Source organism: Halobacillus sp. ABA4_118 (assembly GCF_056160205.1).
In genome coordinates, this window is sequence record NZ_JBSWWS010000001.1 from 3,731,591 (window position 1) to 3,753,190 (window position 21,600).

General features: G+C 46.4%; 22 protein-coding genes. 2 read left to right on the top strand and 20 right to left on the bottom strand.

The annotated features are described in order from the left end of the window. Positions 1-60 precede the first annotated feature (60 nt). Complete coding sequence (locus ACXAGL_RS19180) at positions 61-963, bottom strand: NAD(P)/FAD-dependent oxidoreductase (protein ID WP_474992419.1); 903 nt, start codon at positions 961-963, stop codon at positions 61-63. Positions 964-1,111: 148 nt separating this feature from the next. On the opposite strand from ACXAGL_RS19180, the gene abc-f reads away from it, so the two are divergent. Both abc-f and ACXAGL_RS19190 read left to right on the top strand, forming a co-directional pair. Continuing rightward, a complete protein-coding gene (gene abc-f, locus ACXAGL_RS19185; protein ID WP_474971306.1) occupies positions 1,112-2,668 on the top strand; it encodes a ribosomal protection-like ABC-F family protein in 1,557 nt (518 codons plus the stop codon). A 355-nt stretch (positions 2,669-3,023) separates the two neighbouring features. Further along, positions 3,024-3,665: a YczE/YyaS/YitT family protein gene (locus tag ACXAGL_RS19190; protein WP_474968845.1), complete on the top strand. Its 642-nt coding sequence runs from the start codon at positions 3,024-3,026 to the stop codon at positions 3,663-3,665. Positions 3,666-3,790: 125 nt separating this feature from the next. Here ACXAGL_RS19190 and ACXAGL_RS19195 read toward each other — a convergent pair whose 3' ends face one another. The 19 genes from ACXAGL_RS19195 to ACXAGL_RS19285 form a co-directional block, all read right to left on the bottom strand. Beyond that, positions 3,791-4,195, bottom strand: a complete 405-nt coding sequence (locus ACXAGL_RS19195) for an NUDIX hydrolase (protein ID WP_474968846.1) — start codon at positions 4,193-4,195, stop codon at positions 3,791-3,793. 57 nt (positions 4,196-4,252) lie between these two features. After that, positions 4,253-5,335 carry an NAD(P)H-dependent flavin oxidoreductase gene (locus ACXAGL_RS19200; RefSeq protein ID WP_474971305.1) on the bottom strand — a complete coding sequence of 361 codons (1,083 nt, stop codon included), beginning with the start codon at positions 5,333-5,335 and terminating at the stop codon, positions 4,253-4,255. A 34-nt stretch (positions 5,336-5,369) separates the two neighbouring features. After that, positions 5,370-5,723, bottom strand: a complete 354-nt coding sequence (locus ACXAGL_RS19205) for a VOC family protein (protein ID WP_474971304.1) — start codon at positions 5,721-5,723, stop codon at positions 5,370-5,372. Between the two features lie 30 nt (positions 5,724-5,753). Next, positions 5,754-6,290: a GNAT family N-acetyltransferase gene (locus ACXAGL_RS19210; RefSeq protein WP_027954602.1), complete on the bottom strand. Its 537-nt coding sequence runs from the start codon at positions 6,288-6,290 to the stop codon at positions 5,754-5,756. A 119-nt stretch (positions 6,291-6,409) separates the two neighbouring features. Further along, on the bottom strand, positions 6,410-7,273 hold the full coding sequence (locus tag ACXAGL_RS19215; RefSeq protein ID WP_474971303.1) for an AraC family transcriptional regulator: 864 nt from the start codon (positions 7,271-7,273) through the stop codon (positions 6,410-6,412). Between the two features lie 624 nt (positions 7,274-7,897). Continuing rightward, on the bottom strand, positions 7,898-9,001 hold the full coding sequence (locus tag ACXAGL_RS19220; protein WP_474992208.1) for a hypothetical protein: 1,104 nt from the start codon (positions 8,999-9,001) through the stop codon (positions 7,898-7,900). A gap of 236 nt (positions 9,002-9,237) precedes the next feature. Beyond that, complete coding sequence (locus ACXAGL_RS19225; protein ID WP_474968850.1) at positions 9,238-9,522, bottom strand: putative quinol monooxygenase; 285 nt, start codon at positions 9,520-9,522, stop codon at positions 9,238-9,240. A 200-nt stretch (positions 9,523-9,722) separates the two neighbouring features. Beyond that, a complete protein-coding gene (locus ACXAGL_RS19230) occupies positions 9,723-10,931 on the bottom strand; it encodes a Bcr/CflA family efflux MFS transporter (protein ID WP_474992209.1) in 1,209 nt (402 codons plus the stop codon). A gap of 488 nt (positions 10,932-11,419) precedes the next feature. After that, positions 11,420-12,448, bottom strand: coding sequence for a phosphotriesterase family protein (locus ACXAGL_RS19235; protein ID WP_474992211.1), 1,029 nt, complete (start codon positions 12,446-12,448; stop codon positions 11,420-11,422). Between the two features lie 116 nt (positions 12,449-12,564). Next, positions 12,565-13,500, bottom strand: a complete 936-nt coding sequence (locus tag ACXAGL_RS19240; protein WP_474992213.1) for a nucleoside hydrolase — start codon at positions 13,498-13,500, stop codon at positions 12,565-12,567. Positions 13,501-13,523: 23 nt separating this feature from the next. Then, positions 13,524-14,288 carry a putative hydro-lyase gene (locus ACXAGL_RS19245; protein WP_474992215.1) on the bottom strand — a complete coding sequence of 255 codons (765 nt, stop codon included), beginning with the start codon at positions 14,286-14,288 and terminating at the stop codon, positions 13,524-13,526. Between the two features lie 205 nt (positions 14,289-14,493). Further along, on the bottom strand, positions 14,494-14,766 hold the full coding sequence (locus ACXAGL_RS19250) for a hypothetical protein (protein ID WP_474992217.1): 273 nt from the start codon (positions 14,764-14,766) through the stop codon (positions 14,494-14,496). Positions 14,767-14,888: 122 nt separating this feature from the next. After that, positions 14,889-16,103 carry a NupC/NupG family nucleoside CNT transporter gene (locus ACXAGL_RS19255; RefSeq protein WP_474992420.1) on the bottom strand — a complete coding sequence of 405 codons (1,215 nt, stop codon included), beginning with the start codon at positions 16,101-16,103 and terminating at the stop codon, positions 14,889-14,891. A gap of 165 nt (positions 16,104-16,268) precedes the next feature. Beyond that, positions 16,269-17,033: a TerC family protein gene (locus tag ACXAGL_RS19260; protein ID WP_474992219.1), complete on the bottom strand. Its 765-nt coding sequence runs from the start codon at positions 17,031-17,033 to the stop codon at positions 16,269-16,271. Between the two features lie 220 nt (positions 17,034-17,253). Beyond that, positions 17,254-18,201, bottom strand: coding sequence for a hydroxyacid dehydrogenase (locus tag ACXAGL_RS19265; protein ID WP_474992221.1), 948 nt, complete (start codon positions 18,199-18,201; stop codon positions 17,254-17,256). Positions 18,202-18,422: 221 nt separating this feature from the next. Continuing rightward, positions 18,423-18,641, bottom strand: coding sequence for a PF20097 family protein (locus ACXAGL_RS19270; RefSeq protein ID WP_474992222.1), 219 nt, complete (start codon positions 18,639-18,641; stop codon positions 18,423-18,425). Between the two features lie 97 nt (positions 18,642-18,738). Next, complete coding sequence (locus ACXAGL_RS19275) at positions 18,739-19,641, bottom strand: DUF4367 domain-containing protein (protein ID WP_474992224.1); 903 nt, start codon at positions 19,639-19,641, stop codon at positions 18,739-18,741. Between the two features lie 145 nt (positions 19,642-19,786). Beyond that, positions 19,787-21,208 (bottom strand): sodium/glutamate symporter, encoded by a 1,422-nt coding sequence (locus ACXAGL_RS19280; protein WP_474992226.1) that lies wholly within the window; start codon positions 21,206-21,208, stop codon positions 19,787-19,789. After that, positions 21,208-21,531: a hypothetical protein gene (locus ACXAGL_RS19285; RefSeq protein WP_474992228.1), complete on the bottom strand. Its 324-nt coding sequence runs from the start codon at positions 21,529-21,531 to the stop codon at positions 21,208-21,210. Before ACXAGL_RS19285 ends, ACXAGL_RS19280 begins: the two co-directional genes overlap by 1 nt. Between the last annotated feature and the right edge of the window lie 69 nt (positions 21,532-21,600).

Consider the following 21,600-nt stretch of genomic DNA (forward strand, 5'->3'; position numbering starts at 1 on the left):
GGGGATTTTGAGGAAAAAGACGTGAGTCATCTATAATTATCCTACAGGACCCGGCCAAAATCAAAAAGACTGCCTGTGAAGCCATTTGTGAATCCAAACCGCCGCCTGAGCTCCATCGGCTGCCGCTGTACTGACCAGCTGAGAATGCATCAAAATATCCCCAGCAGCCCAGACGCCTTCAATATTTGTCATTTTCGTTCGGGGCTCCACGAGAACGTGTCCTTTATCATCCTGAATGACACCGAGAGAGTAAGCCAATTCGGTTCGGGGGCGGCTTCCACCAAAAGCAAGAAAGGTTTTTTCCTCAGCCCAGGACTCTCCAGTGGAACTTCTCAAGGACTGGACCTGTCCAAGATGATGGGCAAGGTCCGTAACCACCGCTTCATAGACAGGGATTTCCTTATCCTCAAGCCCCCTTCTTTTCTCAGCAGTCAATGGAAGGGCACCATGGTTGACATAAATAATATCTCTCGTCCAGTAATAGATGGTTTCCACCATGTCCGCCCCTGGGTCTCCGCACCCCCAGACAGCTGTCCGTTTGCCTTTCACTTCATACCCGTCGCAATCCGGACAAATATAGACAGAAACCCCCAGACACTCCTGTAAACCAGGGACATACGGGTATGCATCCTGGACACCTGTAGCGAACAAAAGACTTTTACCTTTGTACACGCGGTCTTTCCGGGTCTGGACAATAAAATCTGTGAAAGACTTATGAACACGGCTGACCTCTTCTTCCACACGCGTAACTCCAAGAGCCTCTACTTGTTTCAGACCACGCCTTCTCAATGTATCCCCGCTGACACCGTCCGGAAAACCAAGCAGGTTACTGTATTTCCGGCACGCCGAGGACCTCCCTGAACCAGCATCTACGATAAGGACGCTCCGCATATACCTTCCAAGCTGGACGGCTGCCTGCAGCCCGGCCGGACCTCCTCCTATAATAATGCAGTCATATTTCATCGTATCCACGCCCGTTCAACCTTTTCGCTTACCTTTCCCACGTGCGGATTATTTACTCTTTTTTTCTCCGCACCCTGTCATCCAGCGTCCATCCCCTTTATAATGAGTAAGAGCAATTTTACTACAAGGAAAAAAGGTGTTTACGACTATGAGTTTACTAACAGTAAAAAACCTGAGCCACGGCTTTGGTGACCGTGCGATTTTCGAGGATGTGTCCTTCCGTCTTTTAAAAGGGGAGCACATCGGGTTGATCGGTGCCAATGGCGAAGGTAAATCAACGTTTATGAATATCATTACTGGAAAACTTGAACCGGATGCCGGTTCCATCACCTGGTCCAAGCGGATCCGGATTGGTTATCTTGACCAACACGCAGACCTTGCCAAGGGCATGACCATCCGTGACGTGCTGAGAACAGCTTTTCAGTATTTATTTGATATGGAGCAGGAAATGAACAACCTCTTCGCAAAAATGGGAGAAGTCTCTCCTGAAGAACTGGAAACCCTCCTGGAGGAAACCGGAAGCATTCAGGATATGCTGACCAACAATGATTTTTACACCATTGATGCAAAGGTGGATGAAGTCGCCAATGGGATCGGGCTGGATGATATCGGCCTTGAGCGGGATGTCCACGACTTGAGCGGTGGTCAGAGGACGAAAGTGCTGCTTGCCAAGCTGCTGCTGGAAAAACCGGATATCCTGCTTCTGGATGAGCCGACCAACTATTTGGACGTCGAACATATTGAATGGCTGCGCACTTACCTGCAGCAGTATGAGAATGCCTTTATTCTCATCTCTCACGACATTCCTTTCCTGAACAGTGTGGTCAATTTGATCTATCACATGGAAAACCAGGAGCTGAACCGTTATCCGGGAGATTATGAGGAATTTCAAAGAGTATATGAAATGAAGAAACAGCAGCTGGAGGCCGCTTATAAAAAGCAGCAGAAGGAAATCGCCAGCCTCAAGGATTTCGTAGCCCGCAATAAAGCCAATGCCGCTACAAGTAAAATGGCGATGAGCCGCCAGAAAAAGCTGGATAAGATGGATGTTATCGAACTGGATAAAGAAAAACCGAAACCGAGCTTCCAATTCAAGCAGGCCCGTACACCGGGAAAGTATCTATTTGAGACGAAAGACCTCGTCATCGGCTACGACGAGCCTCTGTCCCGTCCTTTGAATTTATCTATGGAACGCGGCCAGAAAATAGCCCTCTCCGGGGCAAACGGAATCGGTAAGACGACCCTGCTGAAAAGCATCCTCGGGGAAATTCAACCTGTCTCCGGATCCGTGGAACTTGGAGAACACCTGCACATCGGATACTTCGAACAGGAGCTGACCGATGTGGGAAGCCGCACCTGTATTGAAGAAGTGTGGGAAGAATTCCGGCACTTCACCCAGTATGAAGTACGCGCCGCCCTCGCTAAGTGCGGGCTGACTAGAAAACACATTGAGAGCAAAGTCCAGGTGCTCAGTGGTGGAGAAAAAGCAAAAGTCCGCCTCTGTAAGCTGATCAATAAAGAAACCAATCTTCTCGTTCTTGACGAGCCGACCAATCACCTGGATGTGGATGCCAAAGCTGAACTGAAAAGAGCCCTTAAGGAATATAAGGGCAGCGTTCTGCTCATTTCACACGAACCGGAATTTTACCAGGATATCGTGACGGATGTATGGAATTGCGAAGACTGGACGACGAAAGTCTTTTAATGGAAAAAGGCTGCATCCTTGTCAGCAGCTTTCGACCACACGGCAAAAAGGGGAGGTTTTCTGTTGGACAGAAAACCTCCCCTTTTTATTTCAACATGACAGAGGCAGCAGGGACAGGAGTTTTTTTATTCAGGAAGGAGCTCAGACTACTCTACTGCTGCAGAAAAAAGCCTTAAAAGCTGAGTCCGATTTTTGAATTCCGGACTTTTCTAAAGACTGTCATAAGAGCGCAACCGCTTCCATTCCTCTTCCAAAATTTTATGATTGACACCCCCTCTTACACCCTAATAAAATGTGGTGAGAAATTTAGAGAGTGCTGTGCATTTTCATTTGGAAAAGGAAGGGAGGAACATGTATGCTTTACCGCTCAATCGTCTATCTGACCGGTATGCTTATTAACTTCTTCGGTGTTGCGCTGCTTATCAATGCCACACTGGGAGCTGGATTCTGGACGTCATTTTTCATCGGGGTTTCTGACCACCTCGGATTTACGGTCGGTTTCTGGTACGGGGTTTTTCAGCTGATAATTATCTTCATCAATGCAAAGCTCATGAAATCAATGCCTGAAATCCGGGCGGTCATCCCTGTATTCCTGGAAAGTCTCATCCTGGACTTCTGGCTTGAAATCGTCTTTGCAAGTGTAAACTTAACGGCTGCCCCGTTCTTCGTAAAAGTTGTGACTCTGCTTGCCGGTGTCATCATTATCGGTATTGGTGTAGCCATCTACATTCTGCCGGAATTCCCGAGAGCGCCTGTCGATCAGCTTTTCCTTGCTGTCAGTGAACGTTTCCAATTAAGCCTGCAGGCAGGTCAGACGATTGTAGCGGTCATCATGACCTCTCTGGCCTTCCTTATTGGAGGACCTGTGGGACTTGGAACACTGGCCCCTATGCTGTTTCTCGGTCCCGTGATCCAACTGGCTTATACAAAAGTTTATCCGCTGTATCACCGACTGCCGGCAGCAGCAGATCAAGCCTATCAGGAAGCTCCATATTAAAGCATAATCGAATTATTTTACCAACCGCCTGCAGAGAAACCTCATGTTTCCCTGCAGACTTTTTCATTCATCCTCCTCCCATTCATAACAAAAACCCGGGCTTCTTAACGCCCGGGTTTCTCTCTTTACCATTCACATAAAAAGGGCTGATTCTTTTCATCCAGACACGCCTGAATCCTTTCCAGGAAATTCGTCCATGTGACAAGCTTTTCAGCCTCTTCCAAATTGAAAAATCCAACATCCAGAGCCTCTGCGGTCGTTTTCAATTCTCCTCCAATCACTTTTCCAATGAAAAGGGCATTACAGATAGACCGATCAACGTTTTGAAAAATGCCGCAGAACCGGATCACTTCAATCTTCAATCCACATTCCTCTTCAGCCTCCCTGACAGCAGCTGCCGTTAAGGATTCTCCTTCCTCCACCTGCCCACCGGGAATCTCCCAGCCCCGCTTCGGCCCCTGAATCAGTACAAATCTTCCTTCTTCATTCAATATGACCGTCGCTGCCGATATGATGTGCTTTGGTGCCATTCCTCCCGCGACCTCCCCCTTATTATGTAAACTGTCCGTATGTTCACCTGCTCTTCCTTATGTAGATGACCAGGTGATGGGCAGCACCCGATGTTCTTCAACATAGGATACAAGATCACTGATTACTTCTCCAGCTGAAGTGTCTCTGCTGAGCCTTGGGCTCTGCCCCGACCAGAGGGACATGTATTCCGGGTTTCCTTTGGCTGCGGAGGCCTGTCTGATCGCTTTTGTCATTTGGTTTTGCAAAGGGTATGGGAGCAGGTCCTCATGTCTGCTCAACGATTTTGTAAAAGTGTTACGGATGCCCCGGGCCGGCTTTCCGCTGAAGGCGCTGGTTAATGTCATTTCATCTTCTCTGGCCTTTTGGATCATCTCCTTATGCAACTCATGGGCTCCGCTCTCCCGGCTTGTTACGAAGGCGGTTCCCATCTGGACCCCTTCAGCGCCAAGGGAGAGAGCAGCCGAAAAACCACGGCCATCCATGATTCCGCCCGCTCCAACAACCGGAACCTTCACCGCATCTACGACCTGGGGAATGAGTGAAAAGAGACCGATCATGCTCTTTTCAAAACTCTGCAGGAAAGAGCCTCTGTGCCCGCCTGCTTCACTTCCCTGAGCAACGACGATATCCATGCCTTTCATTTCATTCAAAACAGCTTCTTCAACAGTTGTAGCTGTTCCTATTGTAATGACACCTGAATGTTTCAATGCTTTCATGACCCTTCCTGAAGGGAGACCGAATGTAAAGCTTACGACTGGTATCTTCTCTTCCAATACGACATTGATCTGCTGTTCAAACAATTCCACATCAAGAAAGGGGTCCTGACGTTCGTGTACAGCCAATTTATCATAGTAGGGTTCCAGCGCCTTATGGGCGGCTGTCACCTCTTCTCCACTTACTTCGGGATATTCTGGCACAAACAGGTTCACAGCAAATGCCCTGCTGGTTTTTTCTTTGATATTTTTAATGGCCGACCTCATTTCCTCAGGGTGCATATAGCCACCGCCGAGTGTACCGAGACCTCCATGGTTCGACACTTCTGCTATAAGGGACGGAGACGAAACTCCTCCTGCCATTCCCGCCTGTATGATGGGATACTTGATAGAAAGCATATGGACAAGTCGGTGTTGCTTCTCCATTTACCGAACCTCCTCTTTTCAGATGCATCCAATATCAACATTGACAGATCATCAGCAGATTGCCATCCGGATCTTTGAAATTAAAATAGTGGTGGTGCTGGATTTCTGTCACAACATTGATGTTCTGAGACATCATGTAATCATAAGCAGCTTCTATATCTGTCGTATTCAAATGAAAAACCGGAATATCAAATGTTCTGCCGGGTTCATATATCCGGCTGTCCAAAACCGCTCCAGTCCCCTTCATCGGCAGGATGTACAAGTGGTCATGGACGATTTCACCGTCATTGGGTACACCTAATAGGCAGCAGTACCAGTCACGGGATTTTTCTATATCCCGGACAGGGATAAAAACGGTCCCGATTTCATTTTTGACCGGAGTGGTCATATTACTTCCTCCTCTGTTTCGGTCTGCCTTTCAACGATAAAGAGCATCCGTCACAAGGATGCTGTACAAGTAGGAATCCCGCCAGCCTTGATCGAGTTTCAAATGCCCTCTCATCCGTCCTTCCTTCTCCATTCCGTTCTTTTCCAAAACACGGATGGCTGCGGCGTTGCGTGGATCACAGACAGCCTCAATTCTATGCAGGGTCAAGTTTTGGAATCCGTAGGAAATCATCTGCTCCGCCGCCTGTGTAGCGATGCCGCGTCCCCAGTACCCCGGGTGGATCACATAAGAGATCCGGCCGATTTCATTTTCCTTATCCAGAATATTCATTTCAGCAGCTCCGATCAAATGACCTTCTTCAATATCCGCCAGCCCCCAAACATACCTGGTCGGGTCCTCCACGCTCGTATCGGAAAGGACCTGCTCTATGTAAAGTTTCGTTTCTCTCTCTGAATTCGGTCCCCATGCCTGAAAACGACAGACGTCAGAAATGGACGCATAGCTGTGGACCGCTTCCCAGTCCTCTGATGTAATCTCCCGCATAAAGAAATTCGTTGCTGTTTTCATTCGTCTGCTCCTCTCAATATCCATACTCTTCCTTTACCCTTTACTTCTCCCTGGGAACAGAAAAATCCTTTTCCCAACAAAAAAAAGCACAATTCGGGAATGAATTGTGCTTACAACCATCACTTCTGCACGGGGATCCAAATCTCAGAAAAGTAATCGTTCCTATAAGGATCTCCTTCAGGATAGACTTCGAGTTCAGGACCGGGGGCCTGTGTGTAGCTGCTTGAAGGAAACCATTCGGAATAAATTTGTTCCCACTTCTCCTGCATCGCCTGAGGCATTGGACCCTTCACTTCAAATACAGCCCAGACAGCTTTTGGAATGGAGATGGAGGTCATAGAGGCAGGAACTTCGTTCACACTGGCTGCAGCAATCGAGTAATCAATGACACCTTCTTTTTCATCCGACCGATCTTCACAGATCCCCAAAATCCCTCTGACCGGTCCGTTATTCACTGCTGCGATTTCCTCAACCGTGCCATCCGTATTTAATTCCACCCACATCTCAGGGATTTTCTTTAGGTTTTCCCCGTGCAGACAGGATATTTCCCTTTTCACTCCAACAGCCTTAAACCCTTCCTTTTCCTCAATATGAAACTTCATCGGCTCAGCTCCTTTGATAGTTACTTGAATGACGAGGGGATTAAAAACAGTCACCTTCCTTTCAGGAAGCCTTATCTCTCTCGGCGGGCATCCATGCTGTTTTCGGAAGGCCCGTGCAAAAGATTCCGGGGATTCATAGCCATATCGATACGCAGCATCTATGACTCTGGTGTTCCCCTGCTTCAACTCCAGGGCTGCAAGTGTCAACCTTCTTCTTCTGATGTATTCCATTACCGTTGTACCTGTTAAAAGATGAAAAGTTCTTTGGAATTGAAACGGAGAAAGACAGGCCTCCCTGGCCGCTTCCTTCATCGAAAAATCCTCTTTCAAATGGCTTTCTAAATATTGAAGTGCTTTCTGCATTGTTTCAATGCCCTTCACATCTCTCCTCTCCTTTCCTTCTCTTTTACCTTAGCACGAGTAAACATTAAAAACCTGCCCTCCCATGCTCTTGGATGACAGGGTTGACGGTTGTAATGAAAAACCGTTGTCCGTTATCGTTCTGTATTTGGAATATCTTCATCTGTTTCTACATCTATCTCGTACACATCACCGGATGCGACGCTTTCTGAAATTCCATAAATGCCCATTTACACAGCGTTAACGTATGGCACCGTTTCTTCTCAGCCTCTTCCTTTCCTATAGTTCGCTTTTCATAGAAGAACCTATCTTTTCACCATACTGTACGCATAAAAATAAATTCCCTCTGTTGTCCTACATCTTTAAATGCTTCCCAGTCCATGCACCCATCTATTGAGGAAGGATTTGAAATGAAACGAAAACAAGAGATGCATTTCTGCATCTCTTGAAAAAAGAAGCGCTATTGTTTTCCTTTTTCCACAGCCTCGTGGATATGCTTTAAATATTTGTTCTGCTCGTCCATCTTAGTGGTGATTTTCTGTGTGTTCTTTTCTATCGTATGCGTGATGGACCAGAGCGATATAATAATGACTACAACAACTATAAGACTGATGACATATCCCTCCTCCGTCTATTACATATCAATTATTGGTAATTAATCACCGCAGGGTTTGGATCCAGCCTCAGCACATCTTCGGCACTCATCACCGGTTCGTCCTTTTTGTAAAAGATTTTAAATCCTCCGTACTGGACAGCTTCATTACGGACGAATTTGCGGTAAAGAGACATTTTAGTCGCTGAATCCCCCCACCCATCATAGTTGAGGACAACTTCAACGTTATCTGTCGGTGTGATGGCTTCCTTGTTTGTCAGCGCTTCATCCATAAATTGGTGGACGAGAATCATTTTATCCGGCAGGTCGTTTTCCTCCACCATCGTTGATAAATAATCCACTGCCTGCTGTACTTCTGCTCCATCTACCTGACCTAGATTCACTCCCGGCGTTTCGCCTTCAGCCACGTGAAATTCCGTATCGATGGCAAGATGTACATGCGGGAGTTTCAACCATTTTTCCAACAGCTTGACCTGATTCATCACAGAATCGGTCCCCAGCTGAACATCAAGCATCAACAAAGCATCGTTCTCCTCAGCGAGTTCCGCGTAACGGTCGATATCTTCAGGCGAGGTGCGGTGATAATATTTACCTTCCGGACCAGGCGTGCGCTGCGCGACCGTACTGATCAACTCAATCATCGGAACAGCCGGTCGTTCAGGATCAGCGTTGGAATAGGCTTGTGTCTGTTCCTTTAGTTTTTTCATGAGTGCGTCGGGTTCCATTTCCCCAAGGATTCCCATATTTTCAGAATCCGGGTGCCCATAATAAGCAACGATTCTATGATCCTTCAAAGGGCCTGAACTTTCATCTTCAGCCCCTTTCACAAGTGTTTCTCCCACCGGCACCATCCGGGTCCGGTCACCCCCATGCGCCTCTGCAGACGGCATGTTGTTTAATTCTTCTTCGGTTAATCCTTCTTTTAAAGGAGCTGCTGAATCATCCGGATCTACGGCTTTAAATGGTTGTTCCGTGTGCTGAGTATCTGATGAAGCCGATTCTGTCCCTTCGTTTTCCTTCGTTTCTTCTTCCGTTTCTGTTTTATTGTCCTGTTGATCCGAAGACGATTCTTCTGAGCATGCGGCTGCGATAACTCCCAGAATCAACACAAATAGTATCACTGTAATCTTTCTCATGCAGTCACTTCCTATGTAGTAGATTCAGTTTCCTACCTGATAGAAAACTTCCTATATCTTAACATAAGCCGTTGAATTATTTGATAGGTAGAATCGATTAGATTATTCACAGCAGATGACGATGATCCCGCCTGTATCATTGCTGTAACCTTGACCGTTTTTTCGTTGATCTCTCTTTTTTCTTCTACACTTATGGAGGAAACCGCCCATAAAAAAACCGCCGGGAGACGGCGGTTTCACTGAACTTTTTCTAATTTATGAACTTCACGTGAGGAGGTCAGATCTTTGGTCGCTTCACGATAGGCCTGATAATGGTCAGAATCGATATGCATCTGCAGCGCCTCCTGGTCCTTCCACGTTTCATAAAAAGCGAATACAGAAGCATCATCAAGAGAACGGTGAAGGACGTAATCGACACAACCCGCTTCGTTACGGGAAGGCTCGATCACTTTTTTCAATTCATTGAACAGTTCCTCCTCCCGTCCTTCTTTCGCTGTTAGAAATGCATGAATCGTTATCATAGTTATTCTCCTTTTTTTACAGCCGGGTCAGGCTGGTGACTTACTGCCTTTTCATTTTACAAAAACTCATGTCAGTAGAGAAATCATCCGCTCATGAAGTGGACAAAGATCCGACACTTATTGTTCCCCAAAGCTTTCTTTCCATACCAGCATTCATCATATGGTGATTAAGAAAACTCATCCAAGAGGTGGTTCGCCGTTTAAGCAGACGCATGCTGACTTTTACTGGTGAGTGTAAAGAAGAGTACCGCTCCTATAAAGGATGTGCTGAATAAAATCAGTCCCATAGGTACAGCAGACGTTTCATCCAAACCGACCAGCGGTGAAACCACGGCTCCAAACAACAGCGGAAGCATACCGAGAACTGCACTGGCGCTTCCCGCGCGGTGGCCCTGATGTTCCATGGCAAGAGTGAATGTACTCGTCAGCACCATTCCCATCGCTGTCATATAAATGAAAATAGGAGTAACGATGGAATACAAAGGCCCTTCTATCCAAGTCATTACCAGTAGAAACCCTGTGGCGGTTACAGCTGTCAGAACAGCCGTACGCAGCAGGCTGCGCTCATGGATGATTCCTCCGAGACGACCGATCAAAAAGCTCCCTGTGATGATGGCAAGTCCATTCATTCCGAACAAGATACTGAAGACTTGGGGAGATACGTTATAAATGCCTTGATAAACGAACGGTGTTCCGGATACATAAGCGAAGCTTCCCCCGTGGACAAAGCCGATGGTCAACGCATACCCAATGAAGGAACGATCTTTAAGCAGGCGTCCAATCGTCAAAATAGATTCTTTGACAGAGCTTGGAATCCTTTTCTCCTTTGGAAGAGTTTCCGGCATTTTCCCAATGACCGTCAAAACGATAGCCGCTCCGACAATACTTAAGAAAAAGAAAATCGTTTCCCATGTTGAAAATGGCAGTAGCAGAATCGCCCCTCCTGTCATCGGAGCAATCATTGGAGCGGTCGCATTAATAACCATCAATAATGCAAAAAACTTCGTCAATTCGCGTCCTGTAAACACATCACGCACAACCGCACGTGAGAGAACGATTCCTGCCGAAGCAGTAAAACCCTGCAGAAACCTTGCTATAACAAGAATGGTAATGTTCGGTGCCAGTGCACTCAAAAGTGAAGCAACAGAGAATAAAGCCAGAAAAATGGTTAATGGCTTTTTTCTGCCCTGCGCATCACTGATTGGACCTACGACGATCTGTCCAACAGCCAGACCTATAAGACAGGCGGTCAGGCTGAGCTGCACCAATGAAGCACTTGTATTTAGATCAGACGCGATAGCCGGAAAACTCGGCAGATACATATCAATATTCAGCGGACCCAGAATCCCGAGCATTCCAAGCAGAAACGCTAATCCGATTCTTTCTTTCCCTGTTGGATTTTGTAACATTGTTCAAACACCTTCCTCTTTCTCTCTATCTGTAAATAATCCCTGCTATATATCCCTCAATCACCTGTTTGTTAAACTTCGATTTTATCCCTGTTCCTTTGAAAAGTCTATGCTTTTCTGTATGATTCACTGCTCTTGATTGAAAACAGCTTTACGAAAGCGGTTCCTTCATTAAATAAATAGCTCTGTTAAAGTCTGTGGTTGATATTTTAAACGATTACTAAATCGTTTCCGTCTGGAATTAGGTTCCGGTCCGTTGTTTACTCAGAGCATGGGATGGCAGGGAAAACCGTCCGCTTCCGCGGGGAACGAAGTTTGAGAAGGCTCACGGTACCCCGTGGAAAGGGAGTCATTCCCAAGGCCGCCTCCTACAATCCCATGACAGAAAGGGGTGATCTGAGCTCACATGTTAAATAACAACACCAAGCAATAACAGAGCCAAATAAATAAAAGACCTGACTGTGTCAGGTCCATAATCCTTCCTTCTTTTACATCCATTCTGCCTGTGACTGCCTTTGTTCCGGCTGAGGTTCATAAGTTTGTCCAAAAAGCCTGGCGGGATTTCTGGAAAAGATCTGCTCCAGCTGCCCGCTGGTTACGGCTCCCTCCTCCAGTAGACCAGGAAGAATATGCTGGAATAAATAGTCCGGCTTCCAGTTTTTCAGGAGTTCCTTCAGGGCGTCAGGCATAACCGGGTCCCGGCCCCACCAGACGTTGACCGTATCATGGGAAAGAAACAGCTGGTCTTCATACCCTGATCCAAGAAGAGCCTTTAAAACAATTGTCCGCTGCTCATCCGAAGGGGCGCCGACTATTCCCTGAAGGCCCCAGCGATCCATCGCAAGATAGACTCCGTGCTTCAGCACCTGCAGATGTTCCGTAATATCTGTCGTTCCACACATGTGGCCGATCACAACCTTTTTAGGATCAGCTCCTTCTTCCATTAGGAAAGCTGCCTGTTCCGGTCCCATGGTTCCCTCCTGCGTATGGGTTAAAAGAACGATGCCTGTTTCTTTCTGCACTCGTACCGCTGCCCGGAAAAACATGCGCTCATACTCCGTAATTTCCCCTTTGCTCGAAGCCAGCTTGATGATGCCCGGTTTAATACCGGTTCCTTCTATCCCTCCGGTTATTTCTGCTTTGAATAATTGATAGATTTCCTCTTCAGCTGTTCCAAGCTGCTGACGGAACTTGAAGTAAGGGGTGGCCCCTTCCTCTTCATAGTAATAACCGGTGGCACAAATAATGTTCAGGCCGCTCGCTTCAGAAACGGCTCTGAGCAGTTCTACATGACGTCCGCATTCATTCGGAGTAGGATCGACGACCGTTTCAACCCCCTGCGTCTGCATCAATTCGGCCACTTTAAGGCCCTGTTGTTTTTTCTCTTCAAAATCAAACCCTCCAAGGGTCAGGTCCCCTTGGAAACCAGGATACCCAAAGAAAAAGTGTTCATGAATCAACGTTTTGCCAAGCTTGTCCGTCTTGATCGGTCCTGTTACCGTTTCAACGTACTGCATGGACTCCTCCTCCTTTATTATACCTACCAGTCAGTATGTTAAGGCCAAAAAATAACCTTATCTCAAGGATAAGGTTATTTATCAGAATATTCAATGCACTTATGAAAATATAGCGGTTAGTCGATGTAGGAGCGCAAAGCTTTTTCAAAAACATTCCAGAACTTTTCCTTGTCCAAATGAACAGCAAAATGGACATTCGGTTCTTTTTTCGTTACACCAAGGAGATCGACACTTGTCATACCCGTAGTATATTCTCCTCTTGTCTCCACGTCCACATGCACATGCCTGCATTCGAAGATGTCTGGTTCTATAAGGTACATAGCTGTACACGCGTCATGAATGGGTCCGGCTTCAAAGTTAAAGACATCTTTATACGTTTTCGAAAAGAATTCCAGAAGCTCAAAAACAAATTGGGCAGCGGGGTGATCGACAGCTGCAACCCTGTCCATAATATCCCGGTCGGCGAGTGCTTGATGTGTCACATCAAGACCAAACATCGTAATCGGAATGCCGCTTTTGAATACGTGCTCAGCCGCTTCTGCATCCACCCATATATTAAATTCGGCCGCTGGCGTCCAGTTCCCGAACGTTCCCCCGCCCATCAAGACGATTTCCTCAATATTGTTCTTAATCCCGGGCTCCTTGATGAGAGCTGAGGCAATATTTGTCAAAGGACCTGTCGGGACGAGCGTGATTTTCTGTTCTGATTGAAGAGCTTTTTCAATAATCAAGTCCACCGCATGCTGTTCAACCGGCTCTTTTGTCGGAACGGTTGGAAGTTCGGGACCGTCAAGCCCCGATTTCCCATGAAAATCTCCTGCTGTCACCGGACCGCCTGTTAAAGGTTTTGCCGCTCCCTCAGCCACTGGAACGTCCAGTCCTATCATTCCACAAACATGTAAAGCATTGGATGTACATTTCTCCACTTCTACATTTCCGGCCACGGTCGTTATCGCTTCGATTTGAAGCGGACTTATTTGAGAAGCTGCTAAAATAATCGATATGGCATCATCATGGCCGGGGTCACAGTCGAGAATCACTTTCCTTCCCATGGTACACACCTCCCCTTCCCACATCAGGAATAATTTGGATCTTTTTCGTCTGTAATAAGCATGTGTCCGGGCGCATGGGTTATCATAATCGAAGGCTGTGCCTGAAGGGCGGCATTCTGCGGAGTTACGCCGCATGCCCAGAATACCGGTGTCATTTCATCCCTGTCGAAGGTAACAGCTTCACCATAATCCGGTTGTTGAATGTCGTCGATTCCGATCTGCTCCGGAGAACCGATATGAACAGGCTCACCATGGGAAGATTCAAATTGCTGGGAGATTTCCAAAGCCTGATCGACTAAATGATTCGGAACGGCACGCATACTTACAACCATATTTCCTTTGAAGATGCCTGCTTCTTTAAGGGGAATATTCGTATCAAACATTGGGACGACTTTGTTCTGGTCTTGATGGAGCAGAGGAATCCCCCCGTCAAGAAGGGCCTGTTCAAAGGTAAAGGAACATCCAATGAGAAAAGTAACAAAGTCATCCTGCCAGACTTCGTTCAAATCCAGGACTTCCTCTGAAAAGAAGCCGTTTCTATAAATCCGATAGCGCGGGAGATCGGTGCGGATATCCGCATCTGCGGAAGCCGGATTCGTCACCCCCGCTTCCATAACTTCCACAACCGGACATGGTTTTGGGTTTCTCATACAAAATAAAAGAAAATCGAAAGCGTAGGCTTTCGGGAGCGTTACCAGATTGGTTTGTATATACTGTTCACACAAGCCGGAAGTTGTTCCAGTCAACTCCTGACTTCGAAATTTCATTCGTGTTTCCAATGGATTCATACCAACACCCTCTCTTGTCTATGGTTCTATTATAGCGAAAATAACCCTGATTTTTAAATCATTCCAAGTATTCTGCAATTTTATGAAGCAGAACTCTTTGTACATCCAGTCTACCCGGGAGGGCAGGTTTTATCTTTTCCGGCAGAAAAGTTTACGATAACAATCGTACCATGCCAAATACCCGGGGAGTGCCCCCGGGTATGCTTCAGGTTATGAAGTCTGCTAGAAAGTTGAAAAAGGCGAGCCATGCTAAGGAAGCGGCACTCATAGCCAGTACGAATATAGATAATATGGGATGAAACCCTTTTTTATACTGGGCCTGAAATATGAAGAGAGCAGAAACAACGATGCCTGCAGCGAAGGCAAAGCCGAACAATAGATTAATCACCCCTTCAAAGGTGAAATCATATCTGAAAATGATGGTAAGCATGTATAGAATATCTATAGCAGCCAGAATAATTAAAAGACTTCTCTTCACGAATACTCCTCCAATTGTAATCTGTAGTCCTTCCTCCTTTGCCTTTTCCATAAAAAGATAAACGTACGGATGTTCGAACAGAGCACACAAAAAAACACCTGAGCATCTCAGGTGCTTTCGTCTTATAACAGAAACATTCCAGCAATACTGGCTGACAGGAAGTTGGCCAGTGTGGCGGCAGCGACAGCTTTAAGACCCAGGTTGGCTACGTCTTTCCTCCTGTCAGAAGCAAGGCCGCCAAGGGCGCCGATCTGTACGCCGATACCAGACAGGCTGCCAAAGCCCGTTAATGCAAAGGTCGTCACAATTTCTGCCTTCGCACTTAATTCGCTTTTAGCTTCACCAAGACTGGAAAACGCAACAAATTCATTGGCCATGATTTTCTCCCCAATAAATCCAGCTGCTCTAACAGCCTCTTCCCAAGGGACACCAATCACGAATGCCAGAGGAGCCAGCACATATCCAAGCAGCTGCTGAATGGTAATCGTAAAGCCGAACAAACCACCGATCCAGCTGACCATCCCGTTCAACAGGGCCAGAAGGGCGATGAACGACAGCAGGATCGCTCCGATATTCAGGGCCAGCCGTAAACCGGTCACCGCTCCGTTTGCCACAGCATCGAATACGTTCGACGTATCGCTGTCTTCCGGGTTGATATCAGTGAACTCTTCCGAACGCGGCTCAGTCTCTGGAAGAAACAATTTAGCCATCACAAGGGCCGCCGGTGCAGCCATAAAAGAAGCGGCCAGCAGATACTCTACGTTAATGCCGAGAAGTGTATATCCTACAAGCGTTGACCCGGCTATAGAGGTGAATCCACCAGTCATCACAGCAAACAATTCCGATTTGGAAATTTTGGATATAAATGGACGGATCAATAACGGCGCCTCTGTCTGTCCGACAAAAATGTTCCCTGCAGCATTGATGCTTTCCACCTTCGTCGTGCCGAGAACTTTAGACAGGAATCCTCCGATCAGCTTTATGACGATCTGCATAATACCAAGGTGATACAATACAGCAATCAAGGAACTGAAGAATATAATTGTCGGCAGGACTTGAAAGGCGAACAGCATGCCCATCCCTTCCTGATTGATCAGCGGTCCATAAAGGAAACCGATTCCTTCCTCTGTGTATCCGATCAGCTTACTTACTCCGGAAGACATGGCTCCGAGTAGTTTCTGCCCTCCACTGGTTGCGAAAACCAGGAAGGCAAAAGAAACCTGCAGCAAAAGACCTGCGCCAACGGTTCTCCAGCGAATCGCTTTTCTATTTGTTGAAAATAGCAGGGCCAGAATGAAGACGACACTCACTCCGCCTAACCCCCATAAGATATTTATCATGTTGAAACCCCTCTTCCTTTTCATCCACTGTTTCATGTACTGCCGTTTCGAACTAAAGGATAAATGATACCAGTTGAAAAAAAGGGCCGCAATAGGTTTATAACAAGTAAGAATTGTCCGATAATGCAAAAAAATGGACCCCTTCTATGGGATCCATTTTCATTAAGAAGCATTTTTTTCGTAGGCTCTGTTCAGGTGACGACCAGACAGGAACCAGCCACCGACAGCGATACCAAGTAAAAGGGTCCAGAAGATCACCGTCCACACAAGACCATGAGCGAAATGTTCATCCAGTATACCGACATCCTTATGGGATAACGTTATGACAGCAAGTTTCACCCCGACCCAGGCAACAATTAGATAAGCCGTCGTCTCCAAACTTGGACGTGTTTCTAAAAGCTTCACGAACCAGGAAGCAGCGAATTTAATCAAGACCAAACCGGCAATACCTGCTGTTATAACCACGATGAATTGACCACCGTCCATGCCTCCGATTACTGGCAGCGGTGATTCCGGAAGCGCAAGAGCCAGCGCCACAGCAGCAAGGATGGAGTCGATAGCGAAAACCAAATCGGCAAACCCGATTTTCACAACCGTCGGCCAGAAGCCCTTTCCTTTTCCTTCCTGTGCTGTTTCTTCATCGTCACTCTCCCTCGATAAAATATTTTTCAAACCAAGGTAGATCAGGTAGGCGGCACCAAGAGCCTGCACCTGCCATACACTGGCGATGAACGATATAGCAAATAAAGCACTGAAACGGAAAACAAAAGCACCGATAATTCCATAATTGATCGCCCGTTTCTTCTGGTCCTCCGGCAGATGTTTAGCTATCACGGCGAGAACAAGAGCATTATCCGCAGATAACAAACCTTCAAGACCGATTAAAATTAACAGGGTCCACCCGTATTCAATCCAAATAGATTCCATGTTTTATTCCCCTTCCTGATGAAGGCTTCTGTATCGTTTACAGAAGCACACAAAAAGACCCTTACCCTGATTGGTAAAGGTCCTGCCAGCAGCATGTATGCCGCCAGTAAAGCCGAGAGCGGAAACTCTGTCATGATGACTTTACTGTTAAAGCTACTCCCCTTCATAACTAGTAAAACTATAGCAGAAGGATAGAGAAGTGGTCAATACAGCTTAAAAACTATACACGGCACAAAGAAGGGATGCCTTGAAGTTCCTGATTCACTTCCGCCGCAATCATAACAGAAATCCTCTTCTGCGATTCCTCTGTTAAACCGGCGATGTGAGGGGTCAGCCTGACGCCCGGTGCATGGAGGATAGGGTTTTCAGGTTGGACAGGTTCATTTTCCAGCACATCGAGAAAAGCACCTGCCAAACGCCCTTCATGTAAGGTGTCAGCCAGAGCAGTCTCATCGACAATGCCGCCCCTTGCGGTATTGATGACCCAGGCATAAGGTTTCATCATCCGTAAGGCTTCTCTGTCCACAAGGTTTTTCGTAGCCGCATTGAATGGCACGTGAATGGAAAGAAAATCGGACGTCCTCAGTACGTCTTCCCATTCTTTTTTCACAACGCCCGTTTCGTCAATCATATAATCATATTCAGTACGAAAAGGATCATAGCCGATCACATTCATACCGAAAGCCTTTGCCCGTTTTGCTGTCCTGTGGGAAATCTCCCCCAGACCAATGAACCCGAGCGTTTTTCCACTTATTTCAAATCCGGTATGTACCTTTCTTTCCCACTTGCCTTCAGTCACACTCTTATGGGCTTCATGCAGAGGGCGGCCGGCGCTGAGAACCGCCTGCATCACATACTCCGCCACAGACACGGCATTCGCGTTTTTAGCTGAGATGACAGAAATCCCCCGGTTTTCCGCTTCGTTCCGTTCAATATTATCCAAACCTACGCCTAGCCGGCCGATGACCTTAAGATTTGGTGCACAGCTCAACAGCTCCTCATCCACCTGGGTCTGGTTCCGTACAATCAACGCATCAGCGTCCCGAAGATGCTCCAGCAGTCCTCTTCTGTTCTTATACCATTCTTTATCGTATGTTACTTCGTGGCCTTGATTCTCAAGAATCTCCACGCCCTCCGGCCATATTACTTCACTTATGAGAATATTCACAGTTCTCCCACCCTTTCCTTTCTTTCATTAAACCATTTTGTTGGAGAAGGGACAAAGGATGTCGTATGGTTTATCGAATTTGAAGGATAATCAATCAAGGTGACCAACCAGCAGTCAGAAAAAGACTGCGCCGAGCCAAGGTTCCTTAGAGAATCCCGTGCGGTTTCCTTTACACCTCTTTCTCAGGATGCCTTTTTAAAATCCGTTCATCTCCGTCATTTCTACTGCTCATAGCCGAATATCACCTTTTGACAGGCTTCACACCTATGAGCTGGAATCTTCCTTACTTTAAGAAGCGCACTTTCTACCAGAACCTCACTGCCAAAATCCATAACAATCGAATCAGGCGATTCTGACCAGCAAATCTTCCGCGGAGAGAATATGTATCCCGCTTTGAGTTTACGGCCACAGTCAGGGCATAGCATGATGTCCTTGTTCATTTTTTCAGCACCACCTTTTTAATGCTTGGAAGGGAACAACGGACTCTTTTGGTTATAAAACGCTTTAACCTCCACATAAATAGACATGAGCTTCCACTTATTCAAAAGACTCCGCTACTAAAACGAGGGTATCTTTAGATAACTGCTCCAGACGACTTTCGAGTTTATAGGTAATAGCTTCTGCCGTCCATTTCAAATATTTTGTGTTGTTATCCACGGCATACTTTCCTGTACCATCACCAACAGCAATCTCTTCCGTTTCCATGCCCTCCAATGAAAGGTCTTCCTCTTTCATCGTGGTCAATGTCATGGATTCTCCCGACTCACCATGAAAAATAAACGTTAAAAGAGTATCTTTATCTTCCTTCGTTCCAGCTTTTATTTCGACACCATGCACCTCATAAGGCATCACTTGAGGGAATTGGGGCTGAAACGATTCATCAGAAGAACGGGTCTCCAGACTTGAATGGTCATACTCAAATAATCCGTCCGATGTTTTTTCCACGGTATCAAAAGCATGCCTCAATGCCTGGCCCTCCGTAAAATAGATCCGAGTGATTTCCCCATCTTCATTTGTGTTTACTCTCCCACGAACATCAGCCGTTTCACCATTATCTACATTCACCTGGTAATCAAAAATATAATCTGTTTCTACGTCGCTTTGCTGGATGTCTTTATTTTCCACTTCCATCTTCACTTCACTGCTGTACGCTTGTTGGTGATACCTTGTAAGCAGATTCGTCTTCATCGCCTGATCCATATAATCCTCCGTTAAATAGGGTGCGAACTGCTCCGTATAATAGGCATGAACCTTTTCATAACTGCCTTCTTCATACAACTCCTTAACCTCTTCTCCCGGTCCTGTGAACAGCTGCGTGAGCACTTTCGATACATCATCTTTCGTTGTGGTATTTTCTTCATGGTCTAAAGAAGACTGGGAAGATGTGCATCCTGCAGTAAAAAAAAGAACAGCAAAGACAATGGAAACCTTTTTGATCATGAAACAACCCCCACCTCTCGTTCTTTCCTGACTCTACGAACACCAGGGGCATCCAGTTTCAAAATTTAATAAATGATTCCTTATTTTAGAACAAACCAAACGTTCTTGACGAAAAAAAGAAGCTGCGTTTAAGCAGCTTCCTTGTCTACTCTTGATTCTTTTGTTTCCCAAAATGGAAAATGCCGACGAATATACCCAGGGCCGTCATGCATAAAGCGAGAATAAGTCCGGCCCACGGACCGACACCGGCAATGAATGGGACAGAAAGTGCGGTGACGAGGCCACCTCCTAAAAATGGTTCATAAACGAGCTGCTTATAGCCGAAAGCTTCAAATGCCGGGGACTCGTTGTCCGGATCGACGATGCGCATCAATAGAAGGCCCGTGGCCGTCACCCCCATGGATTGACCAAAATCTCCGATCCCTCGTTCAAACCAGTAATTTGGAATGATCTTGGGAGCAAGGAAAATAAAGCTGAAGAGGTTCCAGGAAATCCCGGCCACAGCCAAAATTAAGAAAGGCACAAGATAGTCCCCGATCACTTCCAGGGAAACCGTTGCGATGGCTGAGATAATTAACAAGTCCAGAGCCAGCCCCTGGATGCGGTTCACCATTCTCCGATCAATCAAGTTGTATTTATCATTTTTGTTAAAGAAAATCTGAATGATAATGCCGCCGAACATAGCAACCGGAAACAATGGAATGTATGTCATGAAGCTTGATCCTGTCCAATTGGCAATCGTGATGCTTTCAAGTCCGATCAGCCCTTGTAAAATACCCCAGCCAATCAGAATGGCGACCATTATGATGGAGAGGTGGAAGGATAACGGCTCGATGGATTCAGGGCGGAGAGTCATTTTCCCGGCAGGTTCACGATTCTGATATTCCATGATGCCGCTCTTCCGCAGTTCAGAAAATCCATGAGCATCCTTGATGACCTCGGTCTTGTTGTTCCGGACCGCCCAGTTAATCAAGATAATACCGAAGATGACCCCTGATAAAACACCCACAGTGGCCAGGCCGATCGCTAAATCGAAGGCTTCTGAAAAACCAAGCTCTTCAAATGTACTTGCCATTCCCGCCGCTGTACCGTGTCCTCCTTCAAAAGCCACTTCAATAAGAGCACCGGCCATCGCTGGAATATCGAAAAAGGGTGTTAGAATCAGCAGTACGACTAACAAACCGATCACATACTGTCCCCACCCGACGGCCCAGCCAAAGGCAAGCTGAGGGCCGCCGTAGGTCCAGACGTCTTTCAATTTAGGCATAGCCGCTCCCAAGAAGAGAGAAGCAAAAACTACGTTAATCATTAACCCTGGAAGGGCTGACCAAACCTGGATAATCGTATCTGTCATAATGCCGTTCGTTAAGAAATGCCCTTCTGACACAAATTGGGCTGCAATTTTCCCAAGCACCTGAGGACCTAATAATAAAGCTATAAAGCCGCCGATAATCGATGCCGGCAAAAAGAGATCCTGAAATATTTTCACTTTTACTCTGATAATCTTCCCGATGATAAGAAATACACCAATGTATAATAGCGCAAAACCTATTTGTTCCGGACTCATTATCCCATCACCCCGCTGTTTTTAAACTTCAATTCATGAATAACCTTTTCCCCCGATTCCCGCTGAAAAAAGAGTTTTAAACGCTTATGAAAAAAGAAAGACTTTTCAATCATTTCCTTTGAAAAGTCTTTCTTTCTTATACCTCCTATCCTAGATCCCAACCGATCCCCTCTATGGAAATCATCCTCTTTCCTGAACCTGATGACAGGCACTGTTCCTGAACGAAAACGATGATTTTTTGGAGGTGTGGATTCTGAGGGGGTTATGGCCTTATACAATCCATCAACAAAAGCCGAATTGAAAACGAAATGAACTTCGACCATGGGTAACTTCCGCAAAGAACGAGGTTTACGTTTCATTATCGAATGGGGAATGCCTTACCTACATGTATA

Excerpts from the sequence above, each read along its gene's own strand:
- ACXAGL_RS19180 (WP_474992419.1), bottom strand. The coding sequence starts at position 963 with ATGAAATATGACTGCATTATTATAGGAGGAGGTCCGGCCGGGCTGCAG.
- abc-f (WP_474971306.1), top strand. The coding sequence starts at position 1,112 with ATGAGTTTACTAACAGTAAAAAACCTGAGCCACGGCTTTGGTGACCGT.
- ACXAGL_RS19190 (WP_474968845.1), top strand. The coding sequence starts at position 3,024 with ATGCTTTACCGCTCAATCGTCTATCTGACCGGTATGCTTATTAACTTC.
- ACXAGL_RS19195 (WP_474968846.1), bottom strand. The coding sequence starts at position 4,195 with ATGGCACCAAAGCACATCATATCGGCAGCGACGGTCATATTGAATGAA.
- ACXAGL_RS19200 (WP_474971305.1), bottom strand. The coding sequence starts at position 5,335 with ATGGAGAAGCAACACCGACTTGTCCATATGCTTTCTATCAAGTATCCC.
- ACXAGL_RS19205 (WP_474971304.1), bottom strand. The coding sequence starts at position 5,723 with ATGACCACTCCGGTCAAAAATGAAATCGGGACCGTTTTTATCCCTGTC.
- ACXAGL_RS19210 (WP_027954602.1), bottom strand. The coding sequence starts at position 6,290 with ATGAAAACAGCAACGAATTTCTTTATGCGGGAGATTACATCAGAGGAC.
- ACXAGL_RS19220 (WP_474992208.1), bottom strand. The coding sequence starts at position 9,001 with ATGAGAAAGATTACAGTGATACTATTTGTGTTGATTCTGGGAGTTATC.
- ACXAGL_RS19225 (WP_474968850.1), bottom strand. The coding sequence starts at position 9,522 with ATGATAACGATTCATGCATTTCTAACAGCGAAAGAAGGACGGGAGGAG.
- ACXAGL_RS19230 (WP_474992209.1), bottom strand. The coding sequence starts at position 10,931 with ATGTTACAAAATCCAACAGGGAAAGAAAGAATCGGATTAGCGTTTCTG.
- ACXAGL_RS19235 (WP_474992211.1), bottom strand. The coding sequence starts at position 12,448 with ATGCAGTACGTTGAAACGGTAACAGGACCGATCAAGACGGACAAGCTT.
- ACXAGL_RS19240 (WP_474992213.1), bottom strand. The coding sequence starts at position 13,500 with ATGGGAAGGAAAGTGATTCTCGACTGTGACCCCGGCCATGATGATGCC.
- ACXAGL_RS19245 (WP_474992215.1), bottom strand. The coding sequence starts at position 14,288 with ATGAATCCATTGGAAACACGAATGAAATTTCGAAGTCAGGAGTTGACT.
- ACXAGL_RS19260 (WP_474992219.1), bottom strand. The coding sequence starts at position 17,033 with ATGGAATCTATTTGGATTGAATACGGGTGGACCCTGTTAATTTTAATC.
- ACXAGL_RS19270 (WP_474992222.1), bottom strand. The coding sequence starts at position 18,641 with ATGAACAAGGACATCATGCTATGCCCTGACTGTGGCCGTAAACTCAAA.
- ACXAGL_RS19275 (WP_474992224.1), bottom strand. The coding sequence starts at position 19,641 with ATGATCAAAAAGGTTTCCATTGTCTTTGCTGTTCTTTTTTTTACTGCA.
- ACXAGL_RS19280 (WP_474992226.1), bottom strand. The coding sequence starts at position 21,208 with ATGAGTCCGGAACAAATAGGTTTTGCGCTATTATACATTGGTGTATTT.
- ACXAGL_RS19285 (WP_474992228.1), bottom strand. The coding sequence starts at position 21,531 with ATGGTCGAAGTTCATTTCGTTTTCAATTCGGCTTTTGTTGATGGATTG.